The sequence below is a fragment of the Streptomyces sp. NBC_00775 genome (assembly GCF_036347135.1).
Classification (GTDB): domain Bacteria; phylum Actinomycetota; class Actinomycetes; order Streptomycetales; family Streptomycetaceae; genus Streptomyces; species Streptomyces lutosisoli.
Window position 1 is genome coordinate 2347468 of record NZ_CP108938.1, and the last position, 21533, is coordinate 2369000.

Consider the following 21533-nt stretch of genomic DNA (forward strand, 5'->3'; position numbering starts at 1 on the left):
CGGCGTCACTGCTCGTGCGCGGTACTGGTTTCAGGAGTGCCCTGTGAAGACCACATCGTTCAACCCCGCCCGTTTCGCTCCACTGGACGCGTCCGAAACGGTCCGGCACCTCCAGGAAACCTGGGCCGCGACGCTCAGAGGCGAACGCTCCCCGATCGCACCGCGACCGGTCATCGGCCAGTCATGGCAACGAGTGAAACGTTTCGGTGTCGATCCCGAACAAGGCACGGACAGTGTGCTGTTGCAGACGGACGAACTCGAACATCGCCGGACATCCACGGCGCTCGCCGAGGTGATGCCGATCCTCAGCGGCGGGCTGGGATCGGTCGCCGACGCCTCCTTGCAGATCATGGTGGTCACCGACCCCGAGGGTCGGGTGCTGTGGCGCGAGGGCAACGCGGGGGTGCTGCGCCGGGCCGACACCATCTGTCTGGAGGAAGGCGCCGCGTGGAGCGAGGACACGACGGGCACCAACGCGATCGGCACCGCGCTGTCGGCGGGCGCGGCCGTCCAGGTGCACTCGGCCGAGCACTTCGTGCGCACGCTGCACGACTGGACCTGTGCCGCCGCGCCGGTGCACGACCCCCGGGACGGGCGGCTGCTCGGCATCATCGACGTGAGCGGGCCGGACAGCACGTTTCATCCGGCCACGCTCGCCCTGGTCGACTCGGTGTCCCGGCTGGCCGAAAGTGAACTGCGCAGCAGGCATCTGACGGCCATCGAGCGGCTGCGCGCGGTGGCCGCGCCCCTCCTGTGCCGGCTGGGCGGCAAGGCGCTGGTGGTCGACTTGAACGGCTGGCTCGCGGCCGTCACGGGGATGCCGCCCGTGGACCGGGTCCCCCTCCCCAGCTCCTTCGGCGCGGGCCGGGTCTGGCTGCCCTCGCTCGGGATGTGCGTCGCGGAGCCGATGCCCGGCGGATGGCTGCTGCGGGTCACGGAGACCGACACCTCCGGGTCCGCGAGCCGTGTGGTGCTGGACCTCAGCGAGCCCCGGCGGCCGTGCGCCACCGTCGCGGGAGCGGCGGGCAGTTGGGCGCAGGACCTGACCCCCCGCCACGCCGAGCTGCTGTACGTGCTCGCCGTGCACCGCCAGGGGCGCAGCGCCGCCCAGCTCGCCGTCGACCTGTTCGGCGACCCCACCCGCACGGTGACGGTCCGCGCCGAACTCTCCCGGGTACGGCGACGCTTCACGGGCCTGCTCGACCACCGGCCGTACCGCTTCCGCGAGGAGGTGGAGGTCGAGGTGCTGCTGCCGGACGATCCGCTGGACCTGCTGCCGCACTCGACGGCCCCGGCGGTACTGGGGGCGCGGGCGGGCGGGGCACCGTGGCAGGGGCAGGGCTTGTCGTGAGGGTCTGTCGTGAGGGCATGTCCTGAGGGTGTTTCGTGGGTGACTCCTGGTCGACGAGTGCCGTCGCGTGCGGATGACGAATGCCGTGGCATGCGTATTTCGTGAGTGTCTTCCGGGGTCTTCGACCGGGCCCGTGGGCATCTGCCGTAGCATCCCCTCACAGGCCACCCCACCCGTCTCTCCGTCAACCCCCGGAGTGTGAGAGGCAGTTGGCCTTCTCAGGAGGACGCATGAAGCAGCGCGGCAGGCACCGTCGTCGTAGAAGGGGACAGGCGCTGCGCGCCACCCTGGCCGGAACCGCCCTCGCGCTGACCGCGGCCGCCACCCTGATCAGCACCTCCCAGGCCACGGGAAGCGGCACTCCGGGCGGGCTGACGCCGCTCACGTCGGCCACCGCGACCGGTGAACTGCGTCTGCACGAGAACCTGGTCGCCCGGGACACCCTCAACACGCTCACCGAGGACATGGGCGGGAACGTCGGTGTCGACGGCGTCCTGCGGAGCGCCGACCGCTCGATGCGCGACAAGGCCGGCTGCGCCGCCGGCGAGCAGGGAGCGCTGCCCGTCGAGCCGGCGGCCACGCGCGCGTACTGCTGGGACAGCGGCGACGCCAGGACCCTCCAGTGGCAGCCACGGTCCGTGACCACCTCCGGTGACGCCGACGACGACGGCCAGTGGGGCGGGCACCGGGTGATCCTGGCCGGCTGGACGCACAACGACCAGCAGGCCACCGCGCCGACCCGGGACGAGGGCCTGGCCCGGATCGCCTTCGTCGACGCGACCGACCCCGACGCCCTCACGTACCGCTGGGTCCTGCTCGTCGCCCCGCGCGACGGCGGCAAGGACTTCACGGCGGTCCGCTCGGGCCTCGGCGGCATGGTCTGGTACCAGGACAAGCTGATCGTCACCGCCGCGCACGGCGCGGGCCTGCTCGTCTTCGACATGCACCGCATCCTGAAGGCCGACGTGAACAGCGGCGCCGTCGGCAGGGTGAGCGACGGCTACTCGGCGGACGGCTACCAGTACGTGCTCCCGGCCGTCGGCTCCTACGACGTGACCGGCGGCGCGTGTACGGCGGGCAGCGACAAGGCGGTCCCGTGCTTCGGCTCCCTCTCCCTCGACCGTACGACGGCGCCGGACAGCCTGGTCGCGACCGAACGGTCCACCTCCGGCGGCGCGGCGCGGTCCCGTGTCTGGCGGTACTCCTACAGCACCGCCGCCTACCGCACGGGCCTGCTCGCCGACTCCCGGGGGTATGCCGACGCGGTCGAGGCCTACGAGACCAAGGCGGCAGGAGTGTCCGGCGTCCTGTCGCACACTCCGAGCGGCACGCGCGAGGCGCGGTGGTACGTCGGCCACGCACCGGACAGCCGCACCCAGCACAGCACTCTCTGGCGGCAGACCGGGAGCGGCGCGAAGGCCGCCACCTGCACGGCGGACCAGTCGCACGCGTGCTGGGGCCTGGGCACCGCGTCCCTCTCCTACTGGCAGGAGACGGGTGAGCTGTGGACGATGACCGGGGCCTCCGACGGCACCTCGGTGCGGGAGCGGGTGCTGTACGCCGTTCCGCTGTCCTCGGTCGACGGATCGATGGAGTAGTCGACGAATCGATGGAGTAGACGGCTCGCTGGAGCAGACCGCTCGCTGGAACGGACGGCTCGCTGAAGTGGGAGTCGACTCGGGCCCGGGATCGCGCCCGGGTTCCCGAAAGCGGTTCCGGGGTCACTTTTGGAGGCCGGCGTGCCCCCATGGTTCCCTGGCTCGCATGAGCAACGTCACTGTGACCACCTGGTCCCTGGAGCAGACGGCCCCGACCGACCTGCTCCCCGCGAGCGCGCCCGACGGGGACGTCCGGATCGTACGGTCCGAGGTGCCCTCGCCCGAGTTCAGCCGCTTCCTGTACGCGTCGGTCGGCGGGGACATCCGCTGGATCGACCGGCTCGGCTGGACGTACGCGCAGTGGCAGGAGGCCCTGGAGCGGCCGGGCGCGGAGACCTGGGTCGCGTACGACAAGGGAACGCCCGCGGGCTATGTCGAGTTGGACCCGCAGGACGACGGTGTCGTGGAGGTCGTGTACTTCGGGCTGATCCCCGCCTTCCGGGGGCGCCGGATCGGCGGGCATCTCCTCTCCTACGGGGTCGCGCGGGCCTGGGATCTGGCCGGGCGCTGGCCGGGGCGGGCCGAGACCAAGCGGGTCTGGCTGCATACGTGCAGCCTGGACGGGGAGCACGCGATGGACAACTATCTGCGGCGGGGCTTCAAGCTCTTCGACACCAAGGTCGAGGAGCAGCCGGAGGTCACCGCACCGGGTCCCTGGCCGGGAGCCCGGGCCGTCTGACCTGCTGGTGGCCTGTCCGTGACCGGCTTCCGGCGCGTTTCGGCGGCGCCGGGGGCCCGGACATGTGACCGACGCCACCCTTGTCTCACGATGCGGGACCAGGGTGTCCACATGGTGGATGAAGGTGGACTGGCCCGAGATCCCCGTGACACGCTTCCGTCATGTCTGGAACTGGAATTGCCTTGGTGAGTCGGCGGCACGTCGACCTCGGCCGCATGTCCAGCGCCATCTGTCCGGCGAGCTGACCAGTCCAGCAACGCCCGACTCTCCCCTCTTTGCGACCCTTGCGCAGTGACGCGCCCATACTTCCGTATGCGCCCGTATGCGCAGGTCAGAGCCGCTGACAGATCTGTCCCGCAGTCTCGAAGGACGTAGCAACCATGGCCGCCACCCCGCAGAATCCCGCCGCCGCGCCCCGCCGCAAGGTGAGCCGTCACCGCGGCGAGGGTCAGTGGGCCGTGGGTCACTTCACCCCGCTCAACGGCAACGAACAGTTCAAGAAGGACGACGACGGTCTCAACGTGCGGACACGCATTGAGACGATCTACTCCAAGCGGGGCTTCGACTCGATCGACCCCAACGACCTGCGCGGCCGGATGCGCTGGTGGGGCCTGTACACCCAGCGCAAGCCCGGGATCGACGGCGGCAAGACCGCGATCCTGGAGCCGGAGGAGCTGGACGACAAGTACTTCATGCTGCGCGTCCGCATCGACGGCGGCCGGCTGACGACCGAGCAGCTGCGCGTCATCGGCGAGATCTCGCAGGAGTTCGCGCGCGGCACCGCCGACCTCACCGACCGGCAGAACGTGCAGTACCACTGGATCCGCATCGAGGACGTCCCGGAGATCTGGAACCGCCTGGAGGCCGTGGGCCTGTCCACGACCGAGGCCTGCGGTGACACGCCCCGCGTCATCCTCGGCTCGCCCGTCGCCGGGATCGCCGAGGACGAGATCATCGACGGCACGCCCGCGATCGACGAGATCCACCGCCGGATCGTCGGCAACAAGGACTTCTCGAACCTGCCCCGCAAGTTCAAGTCGGCGGTCTCCGGCTCGCCGCTGCTGGATGTGGCGCACGAGATCAACGACATCGCCTTCGTCGGCGTGAACCACCCGGAGCACGGCCCCGGCTTCGACGTCTGGGTCGGCGGCGGCCTCTCCACCAACCCGAAGATCGGCCAGCGCCTCGGCGCCTGGGTCCCGCTCGACGAGGTCCCGGACGTCTACGAGGGCGTCATCTCGATCTTCCGCGACTACGGCTACCGGCGGCTGCGCACCCGCGCCCGCCTGAAGTTCCTGCTCGCTGACTGGGGCGTCGAGAAGTTCCGCCAGGTCCTGGAGGACGAGTACCTCAAGCGGAAGCTCGTCGACGGCCCGGCCCCCGACCAGCCGGTCGCCCGCTGGCGCGACCACGTCGGTGTGCACCGGCAGAAGGACGGCCGTTTCTACGTCGGATTCGCGCCGCGCGTCGGCCGCGTGGACGGCACGACCCTCACGAAGATCGCCGAGCTGGCCGCGGGACACGGCTCCGGCCGTCTGCGCACCACCGCCGAGCAGAAGATGATCGTGCTCGATGTCGAGCAGGACCAGGTCGACTCGCTGGTGGAGGGCCTCGAAGCCCTCGACCTGACCGTCAAGCCCTCCCCGTTCCGGCGCGGCACGATGGCCTGCACCGGCATCGAGTACTGCAAGCTCGCGATCGTCGAGACCAAGGCGCGCGGTGCTTCCCTGATCGACGAACTCGAGCGCCGCATCCCCGAGTTCGAAGAGCCGATCACGATCAACATCAACGGCTGCCCGAACGCCTGCGCCCGTATCCAGGTCGCGGACATCGGTCTCAAGGGCCAGCTGGTCCTGGACGACAACGGCAACCAGGTCGAGGGCTTCCAGGTGCACCTGGGCGGCGCGCTCGGTCTGGAGGCCGGGTTCGGCCGCAAGGTCCGTGGCCTGAAGGTCACTTCGGAGGAGCTGCCCGACTACGTCGAGCGGGTCCTCAAGCGCTTCCAGGCGGAGCGCGAGGAAGGCGAGCGCTTCGCCAAGTGGGCCACCCGAGCCTCCGAGGAGTCCCTCTCATGAGCGAGCGAGCGGCCCCCTTCCACTGCCCCTACTGCGGTGACGAAGACCTTCGTCCGAGCGAGCAGGGCCACGGCGCGTGGGAATGCGCGGCGTGCAATCGAGCCTTCCAGTTGAAGTTCCTCGGGCTGCTGGCCCGGGGGCTTCGGCAGGACGATCGTGGAGGGGCAGAGATATGACGACGATTCAGGAAGAGCGTACGGGCGAGGACTTGAAGAGCCTCGCCGAGCAGGCGGGGCGCGACCTGGAGGACGCCTCCGCCCTGGAGATCCTCCGATGGGCCGTCGACACCTTCGGCAGGAAGTTCTGCGTGACCTCCTCCATGGAGGACGCGGTCGTCGCCCACCTCGCCTCCCGTGCCAAGCCCGGTGTGGACGTCGTCTTCCTCGACACCGGCTACCACTTCCCGGAGACCATCGGCACCCGGGACGCGGTCGAGGCCGTGATGGACGTCAACGTCATCACGCTCACCCCGCGCCAGACGGTGGCCGAGCAGGACGCCGAGTACGGCCCCAGGCTGCATGACCGCAACCCGGACCTGTGCTGCGCGCTGCGCAAGGTCAAGCCCCTGGAAGAGGGCCTGACCAAGTACGACGCGTGGGCGACCGGGCTGCGCCGCGACGAGTCCCCGACCCGGGCGAACACCCCGGTCGTCGGCTGGGACGAGAAGCGGCAGAAGGTCAAGATCTCGCCGATCGCCCGCTGGACGCAGGACGACGTGGACGCCTACGTCGCCGAGCACGGGGTTCTCACCAACCCCCTGCTGATGGACGGCTACGCGTCCGTCGGCTGCGCGCCCTGCACCCGCCGTGTGCTGGAGGGCGAGGACGCGCGCGCCGGCCGCTGGGCGGGACGCGCCAAGACCGAGTGCGGGCTGCACGAATGACGACCACGAACACGACCCCGCACACGACCGCGCACGCCGCGGACCCCACGATTTTCCAGGAGCAGCAAGTGACGACCGGAGCCACCGTCTGGCTCACGGGTCTGCCGAGTGCCGGCAAGACCACCATCGCGTACGAGTTGGCCGGCCGGCTGCGCGAAGAGGGCCACCGCGTCGAGGTGCTCGACGGGGACGAGATCCGCGAGTTCCTCTCGTCGGGTCTCGGCTTCTCCCGCGAGGACCGCGACACCAACGTGCAGCGCATCGGCTTCCTCGCCGAGCTGCTCGCCCGTAACGGCGTCAAGGCGCTCGTCCCGGTGATCGCGCCGTACGCGGACAGCCGTGAGACGGTGCGGAAGCGCCACCAGGCCGGCGGCACCGCGTACGTGGAGGTGCACGTCGCGACCCCGGTCGAGGTCTGCTCCGTACGCGATGTGAAGGGGCTGTACGCCAAGCAGGCCGCGGGCGAGATCTCGGGGCTCACCGGCGTCGACGACCCCTACGAGGCGCCCGCTTCGCCCGATCTGCGCATCGAGTCGCACACCCAGACCGTGCAGGAGTCCGCGGCCGCGCTGCATGCGCTGCTCACCGAAAGGGGTCTCGCATGACGACCGCAGCCACTGTCTCCGAGTCGGCCGGCAGTTCCGAAGGCAACGCCGGGGGCATCAGCCCGTACACGCTGTCGCATCTGGACGCGCTGGAGTCCGAGGCCGTCCACATCTTCCGCGAGGTCGCGGGCGAGTTCGAGCGGCCGGTGATCCTCTTCTCCGGCGGCAAGGACTCCATCGTCATGCTGCACCTGGCACTGAAGGCGTTCGCCCCCGCCGCGATCCCCTTCACCCTGCTGCACGTGGACACCGGACACAACTTCCCCGAGGTCCTGGAGTACCGCGACCGCACGGTCGAAAAGCACGGCCTGCGCCTGCACGTCGCCTCCGTGCAGGACTACATCGACCGCGGCGTCCTCAAGGAACGCCCGGACGGCACCCGCAACCCGCTGCAGACCCTGCCGCTCACCGAGAAGATCCAGTCCGAACGCTTCGACGCCGTCTTCGGCGGCGGACGCCGCGACGAGGAGAAGGCCCGCGCCAAGGAACGCGTCTTCTCCCTCCGCGACGAGTTCTCCCAGTGGGACCCCCGCCGCCAGCGCCCCGAACTCTGGCAGCTCTACAACGGCCGCCACGCACCCGGCGAACACGTCCGCGTCTTCCCGCTCTCCAACTGGACCGAGCTCGACGTCTGGCAGTACATCGCCCGCGAAGGCATCGAACTCCCCGACATCTACTTCGCGCACGAGCGTGAGGTGTTCCAGCGGGCCGGCATGTGGCTGACCGCCGGTGAGTGGGGCGGTCCGAAGGACGGGGAGACGATCGAGAAGCGGCAGGTCCGCTACCGGACCGTCGGTGACATGTCGTGCACGGGCGCCGTCGACTCAGACGCGTCCACGCTGGACGCCGTCATCGCCGAGATCGCCGCCTCCCGGCTCACCGAGCGGGGCGCCACCCGCGCCGACGACAAGGTGTCCGAGGCCGCGATGGAAGACCGCAAGCGCGAGGGGTACTTCTAGACATGACCAGCACCACCGAACCCACCGAGCCGCTGTCGGTCGAGCAGTTGTCGGCGACGACCCTGCTGCGCTTCGCCACCGCGGGCTCCGTCGACGACGGCAAGTCCACGCTCGTCGGCCGTCTGCTGCACGACTCCAAGTCCGTCCTCACCGACCAGCTGGAGGCAGTGGAGCGCGTCTCGGCGAGCCGCGGCCAGGACACCCCCGACCTCGCACTGCTCACCGACGGCCTGCGCGCCGAGCGCGAGCAGGGCATCACCATCGACGTCGCCTACCGCTACTTCGCGACCGCGCGCCGCCGGTTCATCCTGGCCGACACGCCGGGTCACGTGCAGTACACGCGGAACATGGTCACCGGCGCCTCGACGGCCGACCTGGCCGTCGTCCTCGTCGACGCCCGCAACGGCGTCATCGAGCAGACCCGCAGGCACGCCGCCGTCGCCGCGCTGCTGCGCGTCCCGCACGTCGTCCTCGCCGTCAACAAGATGGACCTCGTCGAGTACAAGGAGTCCGTCTTCGCGGCGATCGCCGAGGAGTTCACGGCGTACGCCTCCGAGCTGGGCGTTCCCGAGATCACCGCGATCCCGATCTCGGCGCTCGCCGGTGACAACGTGGTGGACCCGTCCGCGAACATGGACTGGTACGGCGGCCCGACCGTCCTGGAGCACCTGGAGACGGTGCCGGTCAGCCACGACCTGGCGCACTGCCACGCCCGGCTGCCCGTGCAGTACGTGATCCGCCCGCAGACCGCCGAGCACCCGGACTACCGGGGTTACGCCGGTCAGATCGCGGCCGGTACGTTCCGCGTCGGCGACAGCGTGACCGTGCTGCCCTCCGGCCGTACCTCGAAGGTCTCCGGGATCGATCTGCTGGGCAAGGCGGTCGACGTCGCGTGGACCCCGCAGTCGGTGACCCTCCTGCTGGAGGACGACATCGACATCTCGCGCGGCGACCTGATCGTGCCGAGCAAGGACGCGCCCGCGACCACCCAGGATGTCGAGGCGACCGTCTGCCACGTCGCCGACCAGCCGCTCACCGTCGGCCACCGCGTGCTGCTCAAGCACGGCACCCGCACGGTCAAGGCGATCGTCAAGGACATCCCGTCCCGGCTGACGCTGGACGACCTGTCGCTGCACCCGCACCCCGGGCAGCTGGTCGCCAACGACATCGGCCGCGTCGTGATCCGTACCGCCGAGCCGCTGCCGCTCGACTCGTACGCCGACTCCCGCCGCACCGGCGCGTTCATCCTGATCGACCCGGCGGACGGCACCACCCTGACCGCGGGCATGGTCGGCGAGTCGTTCGCCGCGCCGCAGCCGGTCAAGGACGAGGCCGACGACGACGGTTGGGACTTCTGACATGAACCCGGTCGACATCTACTCCACGTTCGCGAAGGAGGGCGGCCGCGTCGGCAGCGGCGCCCTCGGCAGCGGGCAGGGCGGAGTGGCGCGATGTGCGCGATGACGTACGCGCACCGCTTGCGCGCCCCGTCCCCCCACCCGCCGTCGCGGACAAGACGAAGACCTGCCGACCTTCCCGGCCACGCCTGAAACGTGACCGCCGGGCCAACGAGAGGAACCCCTCCCGTGCCTGCCATCCGCTCCACGCGCTCCGCGCTTCTCCGCCGCGGCATCGCCGTTGCCACCGCTCTCCCCCTCCTCGCCCTCGCCGCCTGCAGCTACGGCTCCGACGCGAAGGACGACACCAAGGCGAAGGTCGCCGCCGGGTCCGAGAAGATCGACGGTCTCGACTCCGTGAAGATCGGCTACTTCGGCAACCTGACGCACGCGACCGCGCTGGTGGCCAACCAGAAGGGCTACTTCCAGAAGGAGCTCGGCGCCACCGAGGCGAAGTACCAGACGTTCAACGCCGGCCCCTCCGAGATCGAGGCGCTGAACTCGGGCTCCATCGACATCGGCTGGATCGGCCCCTCCCCGGCGATCAACGGTTTCACCAAGTCCAAGGGCACGAACCTGCGCATCATCGGCGGTTCGGCGTCCGGTGGCGTGAAGCTCGTGGTCAACCCGAAGAAGATCAAGTCCCTGAAGGACGTCAAGGGCAAGAAGATCGCCACCCCCCAGCTGGGCAACACGCAGGACGTGGCGTTCCTCAACTGGATCGCGGACCAGGGCTGGAACGTCGACGCGAACAGCGGCAAGGGCGATGTCTCGGTCGTCCGTACGGACAACAAGATCACCCCGGACGCCTACAAGTCCGGCTCCATCGACGGCGCCTGGGTGCCGGAGCCGACCGCGTCCAAGCTGGTCGCCGAGGGCGGCAAGGTGCTGCTCGACGAGTCGACGCTGTGGCCCGACAAGAAGTTCGTGATCACGAACATCATCGTGTCGCAGAAGTTCCTCAAGGAGCACCCGAAGGCCGTCGAAGCGGTCCTGAAGGCGTCGGTCGAGACCAACAAGTGGATCAACGCCAACCCGGACGCGGCGAAGGCGGCGGCGAACAAGCAGCTGGAGGCGGACTCGGGCAAGGCCCTGCCGGCCGATGTGCTCGACCCGGCCTGGAAGTCCATCCAGATCACCAATGACCCGCTGGCCTCCACCCTCAACACCGAGGCGGCGCACGCGGTGAAGGCGGGTCTGCTGGAGAAGCCCGACCTGAGCGGCATCTACGACCTCACGCTGCTGAACAAGGTCCTGAAGGCCGACGGCGAGAGCACGGTCGACGACGCCGGTCTCGGCGTCAAGTAAGCCCGGATCCCGATGAGTTCCCAGGAGGTGACGACCATGGCCACGACCACGACCCTCGCCAAGGACGCCGACAGCGCCGAAGCGGTCGAGTACGCCGCCCGGATCGAGCACGTCTCGAAGTCCTTCGCCGGGCCGGGCGGGCAGCAGCTCGTCCTCGACGACATCAGCCTCGATGTCGCGCCGGGTGAGTTCGTCACCCTCCTGGGGGCCTCGGGCTGCGGCAAGTCGACGCTGCTGAATCTGGTGGCAGGGCTCGACGAGCCCTCCGTCGGCAGCATCACGACCAACGGGCGCCCGGCTCTGATGTTCCAGGAGCACGCCCTGTTCCCGTGGCTGACCGCGGGCAAGAACATCGAACTCGCCCTCAGGCTCAGGGGAGTTCCGAAGAACGAGCGGCGCGACAGGACCGAGGAGCTGCTCGAACTCGTACGGCTGAAGGGCGCGTACGGCAAGCGGGTGCACGAGCTGTCCGGCGGTATGCGCCAGCGTGTGGCGATGGCCCGCGCGCTCGCGCAGGACAGCCAGATCCTGCTGATGGACGAGCCGTTCGCGGCGCTGGACGCGATCACGCGGGACATGCTGCACGACGAGCTGACCCGGATCTGGAGCGAGACGGGTCTGTCCGTCCTCTTCGTCACGCACAACGTGCGGGAGGCGGTGCGGCTCGCGGAGCGCGTGATCCTGCTGTCCTCCCGTCCCGGGCGGATCGCCCGCGAATGGACGGTGGACATTCCGCAGCCGCGGCGCATCGAGGACGCGCCCGTGGCGGAACTGTCCATCGAGATCACCGAAGAACTTCGTGGGGAGATCCGCCGCCATGGCCAGCACTGAGACGAAGCGGACGGACACTGCCGTCAACGACAGCCCCGGCAAGGACAACTACCAGCTGGCCGGACTGGAGGCGGGGCTCGACGCCCTCGACGTAGGCGTCACCGGTCTCTCCAGCGGCCGGTCCTTCGGGCTGACCTTCAAGCAGAAGGTGCTGCCGCCGCTCATCGCGTTCGCGGTGGTGCTCGTGATCTGGCAGTCGCTGATCTCGTTCGACATCGTCACCGACCCGACCAAGCTGCCCACGCCCTCGGACGTGTGGGGCGAGGTCAAGAACGCCTGGCTGCAGGGCACCCTGCTCGACTACATCTGGACCAGCGTCTCGCGCGGTCTGCTCGGCTTCCTGTTCGCCCTGGCGATCGGCACCCCGCTGGGTCTGGTGGTGGCGCGCGTGAGGTTCATCCGCGCCGCGATCGGCCCGGTCCTGTCGGGCCTGCAGTCCCTGCCCTCGGTGGCGTGGGTGCCGCCGGCCGTGATCTGGCTGGGTCTGAACAACTCGATGATGTACGCGGTGATCCTGCTGGGCGCCGTCCCGTCGATCGCCAACGGCCTGGTGTCGGGCGTCGACCAGGTGCCGCCGCTGTTCCTGCGCGCCGGCCGCACGATGGGCGCGACGGGTCTGAAGGGCACCTGGCACATCCTCATGCCGGCCGCGCTGCCCGGTTATCTGGCGGGCCTGAAGCAGGGCTGGGCGTTCTCCTGGCGTTCGCTGATGGCGGCGGAGATCATCGCCTCCTCCCCCGATCTGGGTGTGGGCCTGGGCCAGCTGCTGGAGAACGGCCGCAACGCCAGCTCCATGTCGATGGTCTTCCTCGCCATCTTCCTCATCCTGTTCGTCGGTATCGCCATCGACCTGCTGATCTTCAGCCCGGTGGAGCGGTGGGTGCTGCGCAGCCGCGGTCTCCTGGTGAAGAGCTGAGCCGCCCGTCATGAACCAGCCGGTCCTCCTGGTCATCGCCCACGGCAGCCGCGACCCGCGGCACGCCGCCACGGTGCATGCCCTCATCCGGCGGATCAGGGCCCAGCGCCCCGGCCTGCGGGTGGAGACCGGTTTCCTGGACTTCAACATCCCCTCGGCGCAGGGGGTGTTGGAGTCCCTGGCGGCAGAGGGCGTACGCGACGTGGTGGCGCTGCCCCTGCTCCTCACGCGCGCCTTCCACGCGAAGGCGGACATCCCGGCGGTGCTGCGGGAGGCGCCGTCGCGGCTGCGCATCCGTCAGGCGGAGGTGCTCGGCCCCTCCCCGCTCCTTACGGCCGCGCTCGAACGTCGTCTGTACGAGGCGGGGCTGACCCCCGCCGACAAGTCCTCGACCGGGGTCGTGCTGGCCTCGGCGGGGTCCACGGACCCGGAGGCGATCGCAGTGATCGCTGAAATCGCGCGGGAGTGGCGGCACACCGGTTGGTGCGCCGTGCGGCCTGCGTTCGCCTCCGCATCCCTTCCGCGCACCGAGGACGCGGTGCGCGAACTGCGGGCGCTCGGCTGCGAGCGGGTCGCGGTCGCCCCGTACGTCCTGGCCCCCGGCCGCCTGCCCGACCGCATCGCACGGGGCGCCGCGGAGGCGGACGTGCTGGCCGATGTGCTGGGCCCGGCGCCGGAGGTGGCCCGGGTGCTGCTGGAACGCTACGACGAGGCACGGATGCCGGCGCTGGCGGCGGTCGGCGCCTGAGCGCTCCGCCGGACGTCACGTGCGCCGTGGCGCGGGTGTGTCGTGGCTGGTCGCGCCCACGCGGCGGAGCCGCATGACGTCACAGCCCCGCGCCCCTTCAGGGCGCTTCCCCCCTATCGGCACAGCTGGTCGCCAAGTGCCGTGCGCGCGTACCGCACGATCCGGCCGCTGCGGGTGCGGCTGAGGAGCCCCGCGTCGTAGAGCACGGCGAGATGCTGGCTGACCGCGCCCGGCGTCACGTCGAGGCGGTGGGCGAGCTCGGTGGTGGACGCGGGCTCGGCGAGCAGGAGCAGCAGACGGGCGCGGGGGCGGCCGAGGAGCCGTACGAGGGCACGGTCGGTGACCGGAGGCGGCGCCTCCGAGACGGTGGCGCGGCCGCGGGCGGGGTACGACAGCACGGGCGGCAGTCCGTGATCGACCCAGGTGGCCGCGCCCCGGGCGAACATCGTCGGCGTCAGCACCATGCCGCGGCCCGCGATCCGGATGCCGCCATCGGGCCAGTTGCGGTCGGTGGGGTGGATCAGCCGGACGCCGTCCCCGGTCCAGGTGAGACGACGGTCGAGACTCGGGAAGAGTACGGCCGCGCCCTGTTCCGCGAGGACCTTCGCGTGGTGGTTGAGGTCGGCCTCCAGGATCGACTGGGCCCGGGGCCACCAGTCGGGGGCCAGGCACTCGTGCCAGTAGCCGTCCAGGCCGTCGGCGATCCGCTCCAGCAGTGCGGGCGGATCGGCGAGGCCCCGCACGATGACCTCCGGGACGGCGGGTTCGTACGCGAAGGCCTCCGCGAAGTCGACCGCGAGCCGCCCGGCGGGCGTCATGCGCAGGGCACGCAGCTCCTCGGCGAAGGCGGGCCGGGCCCGGGTGGGACGCGGCGTCAGGAAGTCGGGGATCCAGCTGCTCGCGGTGAGCAGCGCGCCGAGGATCTCGGTGTCCTGCCGTTCGTACGCCGGGCGCAGCCGTCGCAACCAGGGCGCCTGGTACGGGAATCGCTGCGGGTCGGCCCACGAGCGCAGCGAGAACACCGCCTCCTGGAGCGGGGAGTAGGCGAACGAGGTGGTCGCGAGGTCGCCGACGCCGAAACGGAACTCAATCATTGAGCGTCACGCTAAATGATTGTCGCCGGAGAGTGGACGCCGGGTTGGGTGTGAACATGACCGCTACCGACCAGCTCACGCGGGCGGCCGGGCTTCTGCCCGTCGAGCCCGTATTGCGCCGACTGTCCGTGATCACGCTCTTCAACGCCTTCGGCAACGGGCTGTTCTTCCCGCTGGGCGTCCTGTACTTCACACGGATCGTCGGGCTCGACGCGACCTCGGTCGGCCTCGGGATGACGGTGGCGGGGCTGGCCGGCGTGGCGGCGGGGATTCCGGCGGGGCGGGCGGCGGATCGCTGGGGCGCCCGCCGGGTGTGCGGACTGCTGTGGGCCGGCTGCGGTCTGGCCACGGCCGCGTACGCCCTGGTCACCTCGTACGCGGGCTTCCTGATCGCCGTGATCTGCGTGACCGCGCTGTTCATGGCGAGTCGGGGTGTCATGGGCGCGGTGTACGCGGACGTGCTGCCCGCCGCGGGCCGGGTCGAGGCCCGCGGCTATCTACGGATGATCGTCAACGTGGCGATGGCCGTGGGCGGCGCGTGCGGCGCGGTGGCGCTGCAGCTCGACACCCGTGCGGCGTACGTCGTCGTCATCCTGCTGAACGCGCTGACCTTCGCGGCACCAGCGCTGATGCTGCGGACGCTGCCGTCGGCCGCACCGACCGAGGAGCGTCCGGCCGTCTCCCAGGCTGCCGCCGAGGACCGCTGGCGTGCCGTGCGCGATCTGCCCTATCTGGCGGTGACCGTACTCAACGCCCTCCTGGTGGTGCAGTACACGCTGGCCGAGGTCGGTCTGCCGCTGTGGATCGTGGAGCGGACCGAGGCTCCGCGCTGGACGGCGGCCCTGCTGATGATCGTGAACTGCGTCCTGGTCGCGCTGCTTCAGGTGCGGGTGGCCCGTCGCGCCTCCCAAGTACCCAGTGCCGTACGGGCGATGGGCTGGGCGGGGCTGCTGCTCGCGGCGGCCTGTGCGGTGTACGCGCTGTCGGCGGGCCTCTCCCCCGTGTGGGCGGTGGTCGCGCTGACGGTCGGCGCGGTGATCCAGGTCTTCGCCGAGGTGCTGTCGGCCGCCGGCGGCTGGACCCTCGGCTACGAGCTCGCCGACGCCCGCGCCCACGGCGTGTACCAGGGCGTGTTCGGCTCGGGCATGTCCGCGGGCATGATGGTGGGCCCGGCGCTGATCACGGTCACCGCGATCCGGCACGGTACGGCGGGCTGGGCCCTGCTCGCCGTCCTCTTCGCGGTCGCCGGGCTCGCGGTGCGTCCCGCCGCGCGCTGGGCACGGCGGGACACCTGGCGGGGCGAGCCCAACTGACCGTTACGTTCGGGTGGTTGCCGTGACGGTGGCTGCGGGCCCGGTGCCCGCCGCCGTCACGGCCGCGATCGTGACGGTGTACGAGGTGCCCGGCTCCAGTCCGCCGATCACCCGGAACATTCCCTTGGCGGAGGGCTGGGTCACCAGCGCGTCCCGGCCGGTGACGGCGAGCGGTTCGCGGCCGTCGGAGACGGTGACGCGGTAGCCGATGACCTTGGCGTCGCCCGTCGCGGTGGGCGGGGTCCAGGCCACGGTGGCGGCGGTGGATGCCGTACGCAGTTTGGGACTTGTGGGTGCGCCGGGCAGCACGGTCGCGTTCGTCGGGCTCAGCGGGAGCGAGGCCAGGGACGGAGCGCTCGCACCGTGGGCGTTGCTCGCGGTGACGGTGACCGTGAACGGGCCGCCGGACGACGGGAGTCCACCGATCCGGACGAGGGCCGTGCGCCGGAACTCGGCCGCCGTGACGGCCTGTTCGCCGGCCTGCCGGCCCGACGCGTCGTAGGCCCGTGCCGTGTACCCGGTCACCGGTGAACCGCCGTCCGCGAAGCTCGGGTTGAAGGTGACGTACAGCGCGTCCGCACCGGCCGTGCTCGTGCCGACGCGGGAGGGCGGCTCGGGTGTCGATGGAGCGCCGACAGGACGGTCGAGCAGGCCTTGGTAGGCGGGTTCGAGTCCCGCGTTGTCGAGGATCGCTGACGGTACGCCGGACGGCGAGGCCATGATGGTGTTGCCGCTCGTCACCAGGCCCTTGTTGTCGCCGTCGGACGTGCCCTCCTCCCACCAGTTGCCCTTGACGAGGGTCGGGTCGTTGTTGCCGAGGTCGTCGCGATAGTCGGTGTGGCGGGAGGCGACGTTGGCGTACGAGGCGTTGTAGAGGACGTTGCCCTCGACGGTCTCGTAGGTGCAGCCGTTGTCGGTGTAGACGTTCTTGCCGAGGCCCCACTGGTCGTGGATGACATTGCCGGTGACCTTCTCGCCGTCGGCCAGTGAGGTGCCCGTGAGGCCCTGGGTGTAGATGCCGCCGCCGTCGTCGAGCATCTGCATGTAGTCGAAGATCAGGTTGTCGCGGACCGTGTTGTCGTGACTGGGGTTCGGGGTCGCCGGGTCGCCGATCTTGTCGGGCCAGCCGCCCCAGCCCAGGGAGATCGCGCTGTAGCCGACGTGGTCGATCTGGTTGTGGGCGATGGTGGTGTGCTGGGTGTAGCCGTTGAGGATCGCGACGCCGCCATGGAACTCACGGGGCAGGCCGTAGAGGTGATTGTCCGTCACCCGCACTCCGGAGGCGGGGGCCTGTCCGTCCACTCCCCCGATCTCCAGACCGTTGCCGGAGATGTCGGTGAAGACGGTGCCGCTGACCGTCGAGTCCTTGGATCCAGTGCCCAACTCCAGTCCGGACGCGCCGAGATGGGCGAAGACGTCGTCGCTGAACTCGATGCGCTGACCGTAGGTGACGGAGACATTGCCCGGCATCTTGGTCCATGAGGCGAACGGGCAGGTGCCGCCCTCGACGTACTGGCACAGCCCCTGTGTCGCCCAGCCCTGCTCGCCGGTGATGGTGTAACCCGCCTGGATCTCGGAGAACCCCTCGGGGCGGGACGGGGTGAGCCAGGTGGCATAGCTGAAGCGCATACCTCGGAAGGCGATGTCCTGGACGGGGGCTCCGGCCGTGCCCTGTCCATCGATCAGCTTCTCGGCCTGCGCCGCTTCGACGTCGGCCCGGGCGAGGTTCTCGCCCTCGCGGGGCAGGTAGTACACGGTCCGCGTGGCCCGGTCGAGATACCACTCGCCGGGCTGGTCCAGGAGTTCGTAGGCGTTCTCGATGTACGTCGCCCTGCCGCTGTTGGTGAGATGGCCGGGGCCGACCATGCTGACGGTGCGGCCGGGGATGTCGGGGAACTCCACCCGCTTGTTGGAGTTGTCCCAGCACGGCTGGACCATCGTGATGGTGGTGCCCTCGGCGGCGGCGATACGGCACCGGGGCTCCGTCCATTGGCCCAGGCCGTTGCGCTCGACGTTCCAGAGGGCCTCGCCGCTGGTGTACACGAACTCGGCGTCGGAGGGGCGCTTCCAGTGCGCGAGCGTGTCGGCGGACGCCGTGTAGCCGGTGGCGGTCTGGGTGAGGCCGACAGGAACGGCGCCGCGGGCCCGCTGGGCGCGCACCCCGTCGACGTACAACTGCCGTGTGTCGGTGAGGCCTTGGGGGGCGGGTGCGGACCAGAGGCCGGGTCTGTCCGGGACCTTCCGCCATCCGGAGACCTGGCGGCCGCCGCTGATGACCGACTCTCCCGTTCCCTGCCAGATCACCTTGTGGCCGCCGGTACCCGAGTCGCGGGCGTCCAGGACGAGCGGCTTCGTGCGGCGGTAGGTGCCCGACGCGAGGTGGACCGTCAGGTCGCCGCTCAGGTCCGCGACACGAGCGCGGGCCAGGTCGCGGGCGCGTTCCAGGGTACGTACGGGGTGGCGGGCGGTGCCATTCGCGTGGTCGTCCCCGGCCGGGGAGACGTAGAGGTCGGAGGAGGCGGCCTCCGCGGAGGAGACGGCGCCCGGAATTCCGAGGGACAGGAGCGTGGAGATCAGAGAGACCAGGGCGGCTCTTCGACGCATGGGCATGTTCCCCTCCCGTGGGATCAGCCGTACCCAACGCCGAGAAAGGTAGGATCTATGGCGTGCCACCGTCAATGAAGGCGGCAAAGAATCACGCAAATCCCTTCCGTCAGGCCGAGATTCATCCGAGCTGCGTTCAGCACTCTGACCGCTGTTCAGTCGAAGCGAAGCCCTCCCGTCCGGGTCCGCTTGAGCTCGAACAAGTCCGGGTGCGCGGCGAGGACACGGAAGCTGTCGAAGAGCTCCGCCGCCTTCTCCCCACGGGGAATGGCGCGCAGCACCGGTCCGAACCACACCGTTCCGTCGACATGGATGGTCGGCGTCCCCACATAGGCATCGGAGTCGCGCTCCTTGCCCGCGTCATGGCTGCGGCGCACCGCCTCGTCGTACGCGGGATCGTGGGCCGCTTCGGCCAGCTCGGCCGGCAGTCCGAGCTCGGCGAGGGAGTCGGCGACCACGGCGTCGAAGTCCTCGGCCTCGCGCTCGTGGATGCGGGTGCCGAAGGCCGTGTAGAGGTCGCGCAGCACCTTCTCGCCGTGCCGCTCGGCCGCGGCCACCGCGACGCGGACGGGGCCCAGGGACTTGTCGACCAACTCCCGGTACCACGCGGGCAGTTCGTTGCCGATGTTGTGCAGGTACAGGCTCATCGCGTGGAAGCGCAGGTCGAGCGGCCGCTCACGCTCGACCTCCAGCATCCAGCGGGAGGTGATCCAGGCGAAGGGGCAGGCGGGGTCGAAGTAGAAGTCGACCCGGGTGGGCGCTGTGGTCGTCATGCCGTCGAGGCTAGTCACCCAATGGCATAGAAACACGGTCCAATTCCACCCGGAATCACTGGTCCAATTAGATCCGGGCCAAGCGCGGGTCCCGGCCGCTGTGGGCGAGGGCGCGCTCGAAGACGGGGGCGTCGTCGGGCACGTCCACCGGGTCGGCGAAGCCGTCGTACTGCCGGTAGAGCTCGCCATGCGTGTCCACCACGTCCAGGACGAGCCGGGCCGCGCCGTCCGAGATCCGGAACTCCTGGCCGGTGGCGGTGGCGACGTCCCAGCCGTGCACCGCCATCTCCTTGACGATCATCGGGGCGAGTTCGGCGGCGGGCATCTTCGCCATCCCCAGGTCGACCTCGCCCTCCCACACGGCCGGGTCGTCCCAGGCGGCGACGGCGCGGTCGAGCTGGTCGGCGTAGGCCCGCGCCCAGCCGGGGTCGGCCGTGAAGTCACGCCCGGTCAGCTCATCGGAGAGCTGCTTGCGCAGCGCCCGGTGCTCCATACCGTGCGAGGTGTAGAGAACCCAGTGGTTCACCAGGGTGCGGACGTCCCAGTCCGGGCAGTGCGTGGGACCGGGCTCCGCCAGCCGCGCCGCCGTGACACCGCGGGCGACGCGGGCGGCCTCGGCGGCGCATTCCACCATGTACGGGTGCACGTTCTTGTACGCGTTGTTCATGCGTTCCACGTTAAAGACGCCGGGCGCGGCCCTCTTGAAGAAACGCGACAGCCTACGAACCGGTCGATTCGGCGGCGGCCGCCACCGCCTCGTCGGCCAGCCGCACCAGCTCCGCCACCGTCATCGACCCCGCCTCCCTGCGTTCGCGCGCGAACGCGTTCGCGAGCCGCTGGAGCAGGTCGTTCAGCGGAGTCGGTACGCCGTGCAGGCGGCCCAGGAGCGCGATCTCGCCATTGAGGTAGTCGGCCTCGATCGTGCCGGTACCCCGGTTGAGGGACTGCCACGAGGAGCCGGCGGTGCGCTCGGAGCCGCCGAAGGGCTCGAACCGGATCTTGCCGCCACGGGCCTTCTTCTGCTCCTCCTCACCGGTGTACGCGATGCCGGCGGCGTCCAGCACCGCCTCGCCCTCCGCGCGGACGCGCCCGAAGAGCGCGAGGCCCTCGTCGCTGGTGAGCACCCCGGTGACCGCCTCGATCGAGTTCGCGAGATTGCCGAGGAGTTTGGCGTACTGCCACCGGGCCACATCGGGCACGACCGGCGCCTCGAAGCGGGACTTCTCCAGGTCGGCGGCGATACGGCGGGCCGTCTCGTCCGTGCCGTGCGGATGGCGGCCTATGTGCAGGATCCCGGTGAGCGGGGTGCCGGCCGCCGACACGACACCGGGTTCGACGAAGGCCGCGGGCAGCCAGACGCAGACGCCGTACACCCTGCGGAAGCGGCGCAGCGCGAGGCGCTGGCTCTCCACACCGTTCTGCGCGCAGACCAGCGGCAGCCGCTCGGCCGCCGTACCGCCGCCCTCGACCGGGCTCGGCCCCCACGCCTCCAGGGCCGCCTCGCTGTCTTGTGTCTTCACGGCGAGCACCAGCACGTCGTCCGCGCGCAACTCCCCCAGCGCCCGCGGCCCGTCGACCGTGGGCAGCCGGTGCGTGTGCGTCCCCTCGGGGGTCATGAAGCGCAGCCCGTCCGCGCGCAGCGCCTCGTAGTGCGCGCCCCGCGCGACCAGGACCACCTCGTGCCCCGCCTCGGCCAGCCGGCCACCGATGGCCCCGCCGACCGCTCCTGCTCCGATGATGATGTAGCGCATACCCACGAGCCTTGCACAGATGGCTGTAGCGGCCACCCACAATCCCGCAATCACCGCGCTCCCGTATGTCCCTGGCCCTCCACAACGGCACGTGCGACGCTGTCCGCCGTGCGCAAACTGACCTGGCTGTTCGGGGCGTTGTTCCTGGTGCTCACCGGGTTCGGGGCGTGCTCGGCGACGCTCCAGTGGCATCGGGCGGAGCTGATCGACGACGACCCGGTGCGGGTCACCGGGGTGGTCTCCCGGGTCATCGAGCCGACCACCAAGTACCGCAGGGAGGAGATCGCGTACACGGTGGACGGACACCGCCACACCACGGTGCGGAAGCTCGACACCGACCTCAGCCGTTCCGAGCCGGGGCACAAGGTGTGCCTGGAGGCGGCCCGTACGCACCCCGAGGTCGTCCGGCTGTGCGTGGAGCACTACCCGCAGGGCGACGACGTCTTTCCCGTCTACATACTCGTGACGGTGTTCGGCACGGCGGGCCTGCTGTTCGTCGTCGGATACCGCGTCACCAGCGCGCGACGGGCACGACGGGCACAGGAGTCCCCACTGGAAACGCCGGCTTGACCTTGCCCCTGGGGCAGA

General features: G+C 70.4%; 21 protein-coding genes. 16 read left to right on the plus strand and 5 right to left on the minus strand.

The features are described from left to right. Positions 1-82 precede the first annotated feature (82 nt). The 14 genes from OIC96_RS10545 to OIC96_RS10610 all read left to right on the plus strand — a co-directional run bounded on the left by OIC96_RS10545 (position 83) and on the right by OIC96_RS10610 (position 13410). Entirely contained in the window at positions 83-1351 is a 1269-nt protein-coding gene (locus tag OIC96_RS10545) for a GAF domain-containing protein (protein WP_330310330.1), read from the plus strand. Positions 1352-1581: 230 nt separating this feature from the next. Beyond that, positions 1582-2949 (plus strand): hypothetical protein, encoded by a 1368-nt coding sequence (locus OIC96_RS10550; RefSeq protein ID WP_330308105.1) that lies wholly within the window; start codon positions 1582-1584, stop codon positions 2947-2949. Positions 2950-3115: 166 nt separating this feature from the next. Next, the gene (locus OIC96_RS10555) at positions 3116-3688 is read left to right on the plus strand and encodes a GNAT family N-acetyltransferase (protein ID WP_330308104.1); all 573 of its coding nucleotides are present in this window, start codon (positions 3116-3118) and stop codon (positions 3686-3688) included. Between the two features lie 161 nt (positions 3689-3849). Next, positions 3850-3933 carry a putative leader peptide gene (locus tag OIC96_RS10560; protein WP_309486338.1) on the plus strand — a complete coding sequence of 28 codons (84 nt, stop codon included), beginning with the start codon at positions 3850-3852 and terminating at the stop codon, positions 3931-3933. 135 nt (positions 3934-4068) lie between these two features. Continuing rightward, positions 4069-5763, plus strand: coding sequence for a nitrite/sulfite reductase (locus OIC96_RS10565; RefSeq protein ID WP_330308103.1), 1695 nt, complete (start codon positions 4069-4071; stop codon positions 5761-5763). Then, positions 5760-5939 carry a hypothetical protein gene (locus OIC96_RS10570; protein WP_327432637.1) on the plus strand — a complete coding sequence of 60 codons (180 nt, stop codon included), beginning with the start codon at positions 5760-5762 and terminating at the stop codon, positions 5937-5939. The genes OIC96_RS10565 and OIC96_RS10570 overlap by 4 nt, the downstream gene beginning before the upstream one ends. Further along, positions 5936-6646, plus strand: a complete 711-nt coding sequence (locus tag OIC96_RS10575; RefSeq protein WP_330308102.1) for a phosphoadenylyl-sulfate reductase — start codon at positions 5936-5938, stop codon at positions 6644-6646. The genes OIC96_RS10570 and OIC96_RS10575 overlap by 4 nt, the downstream gene beginning before the upstream one ends. A 68-nt stretch (positions 6647-6714) precedes the next feature. Then, entirely contained in the window at positions 6715-7251 is a 537-nt protein-coding gene (gene cysC, locus OIC96_RS10580; protein WP_330310329.1) for an adenylyl-sulfate kinase, read from the plus strand. Further along, the gene (gene cysD / locus OIC96_RS10585; protein ID WP_330308101.1) at positions 7248-8210 is read left to right on the plus strand and encodes a sulfate adenylyltransferase subunit CysD; all 963 of its coding nucleotides are present in this window, start codon (positions 7248-7250) and stop codon (positions 8208-8210) included. The genes cysC and cysD overlap by 4 nt, the downstream gene beginning before the upstream one ends. Before the next feature lie 2 nt (positions 8211-8212). Next, a complete protein-coding gene (locus OIC96_RS10590) occupies positions 8213-9568 on the plus strand; it encodes a sulfate adenylyltransferase subunit 1 (protein ID WP_330308100.1) in 1356 nt (451 codons plus the stop codon). A gap of 237 nt (positions 9569-9805) precedes the next feature. After that, positions 9806-10915 (plus strand): ABC transporter substrate-binding protein, encoded by a 1110-nt coding sequence (locus OIC96_RS10595; RefSeq protein WP_330310328.1) that lies wholly within the window; start codon positions 9806-9808, stop codon positions 10913-10915. Between the two features lie 12 nt (positions 10916-10927). Further along, entirely contained in the window at positions 10928-11746 is an 819-nt protein-coding gene (locus OIC96_RS10600) for an ABC transporter ATP-binding protein (protein ID WP_406333759.1), read from the plus strand. Then, a complete protein-coding gene (locus OIC96_RS10605; RefSeq protein ID WP_330308098.1) occupies positions 11733-12662 on the plus strand; it encodes an ABC transporter permease in 930 nt (309 codons plus the stop codon). Before OIC96_RS10600 ends, OIC96_RS10605 begins: the two co-directional genes overlap by 14 nt. A gap of 10 nt (positions 12663-12672) precedes the next feature. Further along, positions 12673-13410 (plus strand): sirohydrochlorin chelatase, encoded by a 738-nt coding sequence (locus OIC96_RS10610; RefSeq protein WP_330308097.1) that lies wholly within the window; start codon positions 12673-12675, stop codon positions 13408-13410. A gap of 113 nt (positions 13411-13523) precedes the next feature. Here OIC96_RS10610 and OIC96_RS10615 read toward each other — a convergent pair whose 3' ends face one another. Then, on the minus strand, positions 13524-14504 hold the full coding sequence (locus OIC96_RS10615; RefSeq protein ID WP_330308096.1) for an ArsR/SmtB family transcription factor: 981 nt from the start codon (positions 14502-14504) through the stop codon (positions 13524-13526). A gap of 56 nt (positions 14505-14560) precedes the next feature. On the opposite strand from OIC96_RS10615, the gene OIC96_RS10620 reads away from it, so the two are divergent. Then, positions 14561-15817 carry an MFS transporter gene (locus OIC96_RS10620; RefSeq protein ID WP_330308095.1) on the plus strand — a complete coding sequence of 419 codons (1257 nt, stop codon included), beginning with the start codon at positions 14561-14563 and terminating at the stop codon, positions 15815-15817. Between the two features lie 3 nt (positions 15818-15820). Here OIC96_RS10620 and OIC96_RS10625 read toward each other — a convergent pair whose 3' ends face one another. The 4 genes from OIC96_RS10625 to OIC96_RS10640 form a co-directional block, all read right to left on the minus strand. After that, entirely contained in the window at positions 15821-18421 is a 2601-nt protein-coding gene (locus OIC96_RS10625) for a fibronectin type III domain-containing protein (RefSeq protein WP_330308094.1), read from the minus strand. A gap of 155 nt (positions 18422-18576) precedes the next feature. Continuing rightward, on the minus strand, positions 18577-19194 hold the full coding sequence (locus OIC96_RS10630) for a mycothiol-dependent nitroreductase Rv2466c family protein (protein ID WP_330308093.1): 618 nt from the start codon (positions 19192-19194) through the stop codon (positions 18577-18579). A gap of 67 nt (positions 19195-19261) precedes the next feature. Continuing rightward, positions 19262-19861 carry a TIGR03086 family metal-binding protein gene (locus tag OIC96_RS10635; protein WP_330308092.1) on the minus strand — a complete coding sequence of 200 codons (600 nt, stop codon included), beginning with the start codon at positions 19859-19861 and terminating at the stop codon, positions 19262-19264. A 52-nt stretch (positions 19862-19913) separates the two neighbouring features. Beyond that, positions 19914-20945 carry a ketopantoate reductase family protein gene (locus OIC96_RS10640; protein WP_330308091.1) on the minus strand — a complete coding sequence of 344 codons (1032 nt, stop codon included), beginning with the start codon at positions 20943-20945 and terminating at the stop codon, positions 19914-19916. 108 nt (positions 20946-21053) lie between these two features. On the opposite strand from OIC96_RS10640, the gene OIC96_RS10645 reads away from it, so the two are divergent. Further along, positions 21054-21515, plus strand: a complete 462-nt coding sequence (locus tag OIC96_RS10645) for a hypothetical protein (protein WP_330308090.1) — start codon at positions 21054-21056, stop codon at positions 21513-21515. Positions 21516-21533: the final 18 nt, after the last annotated feature.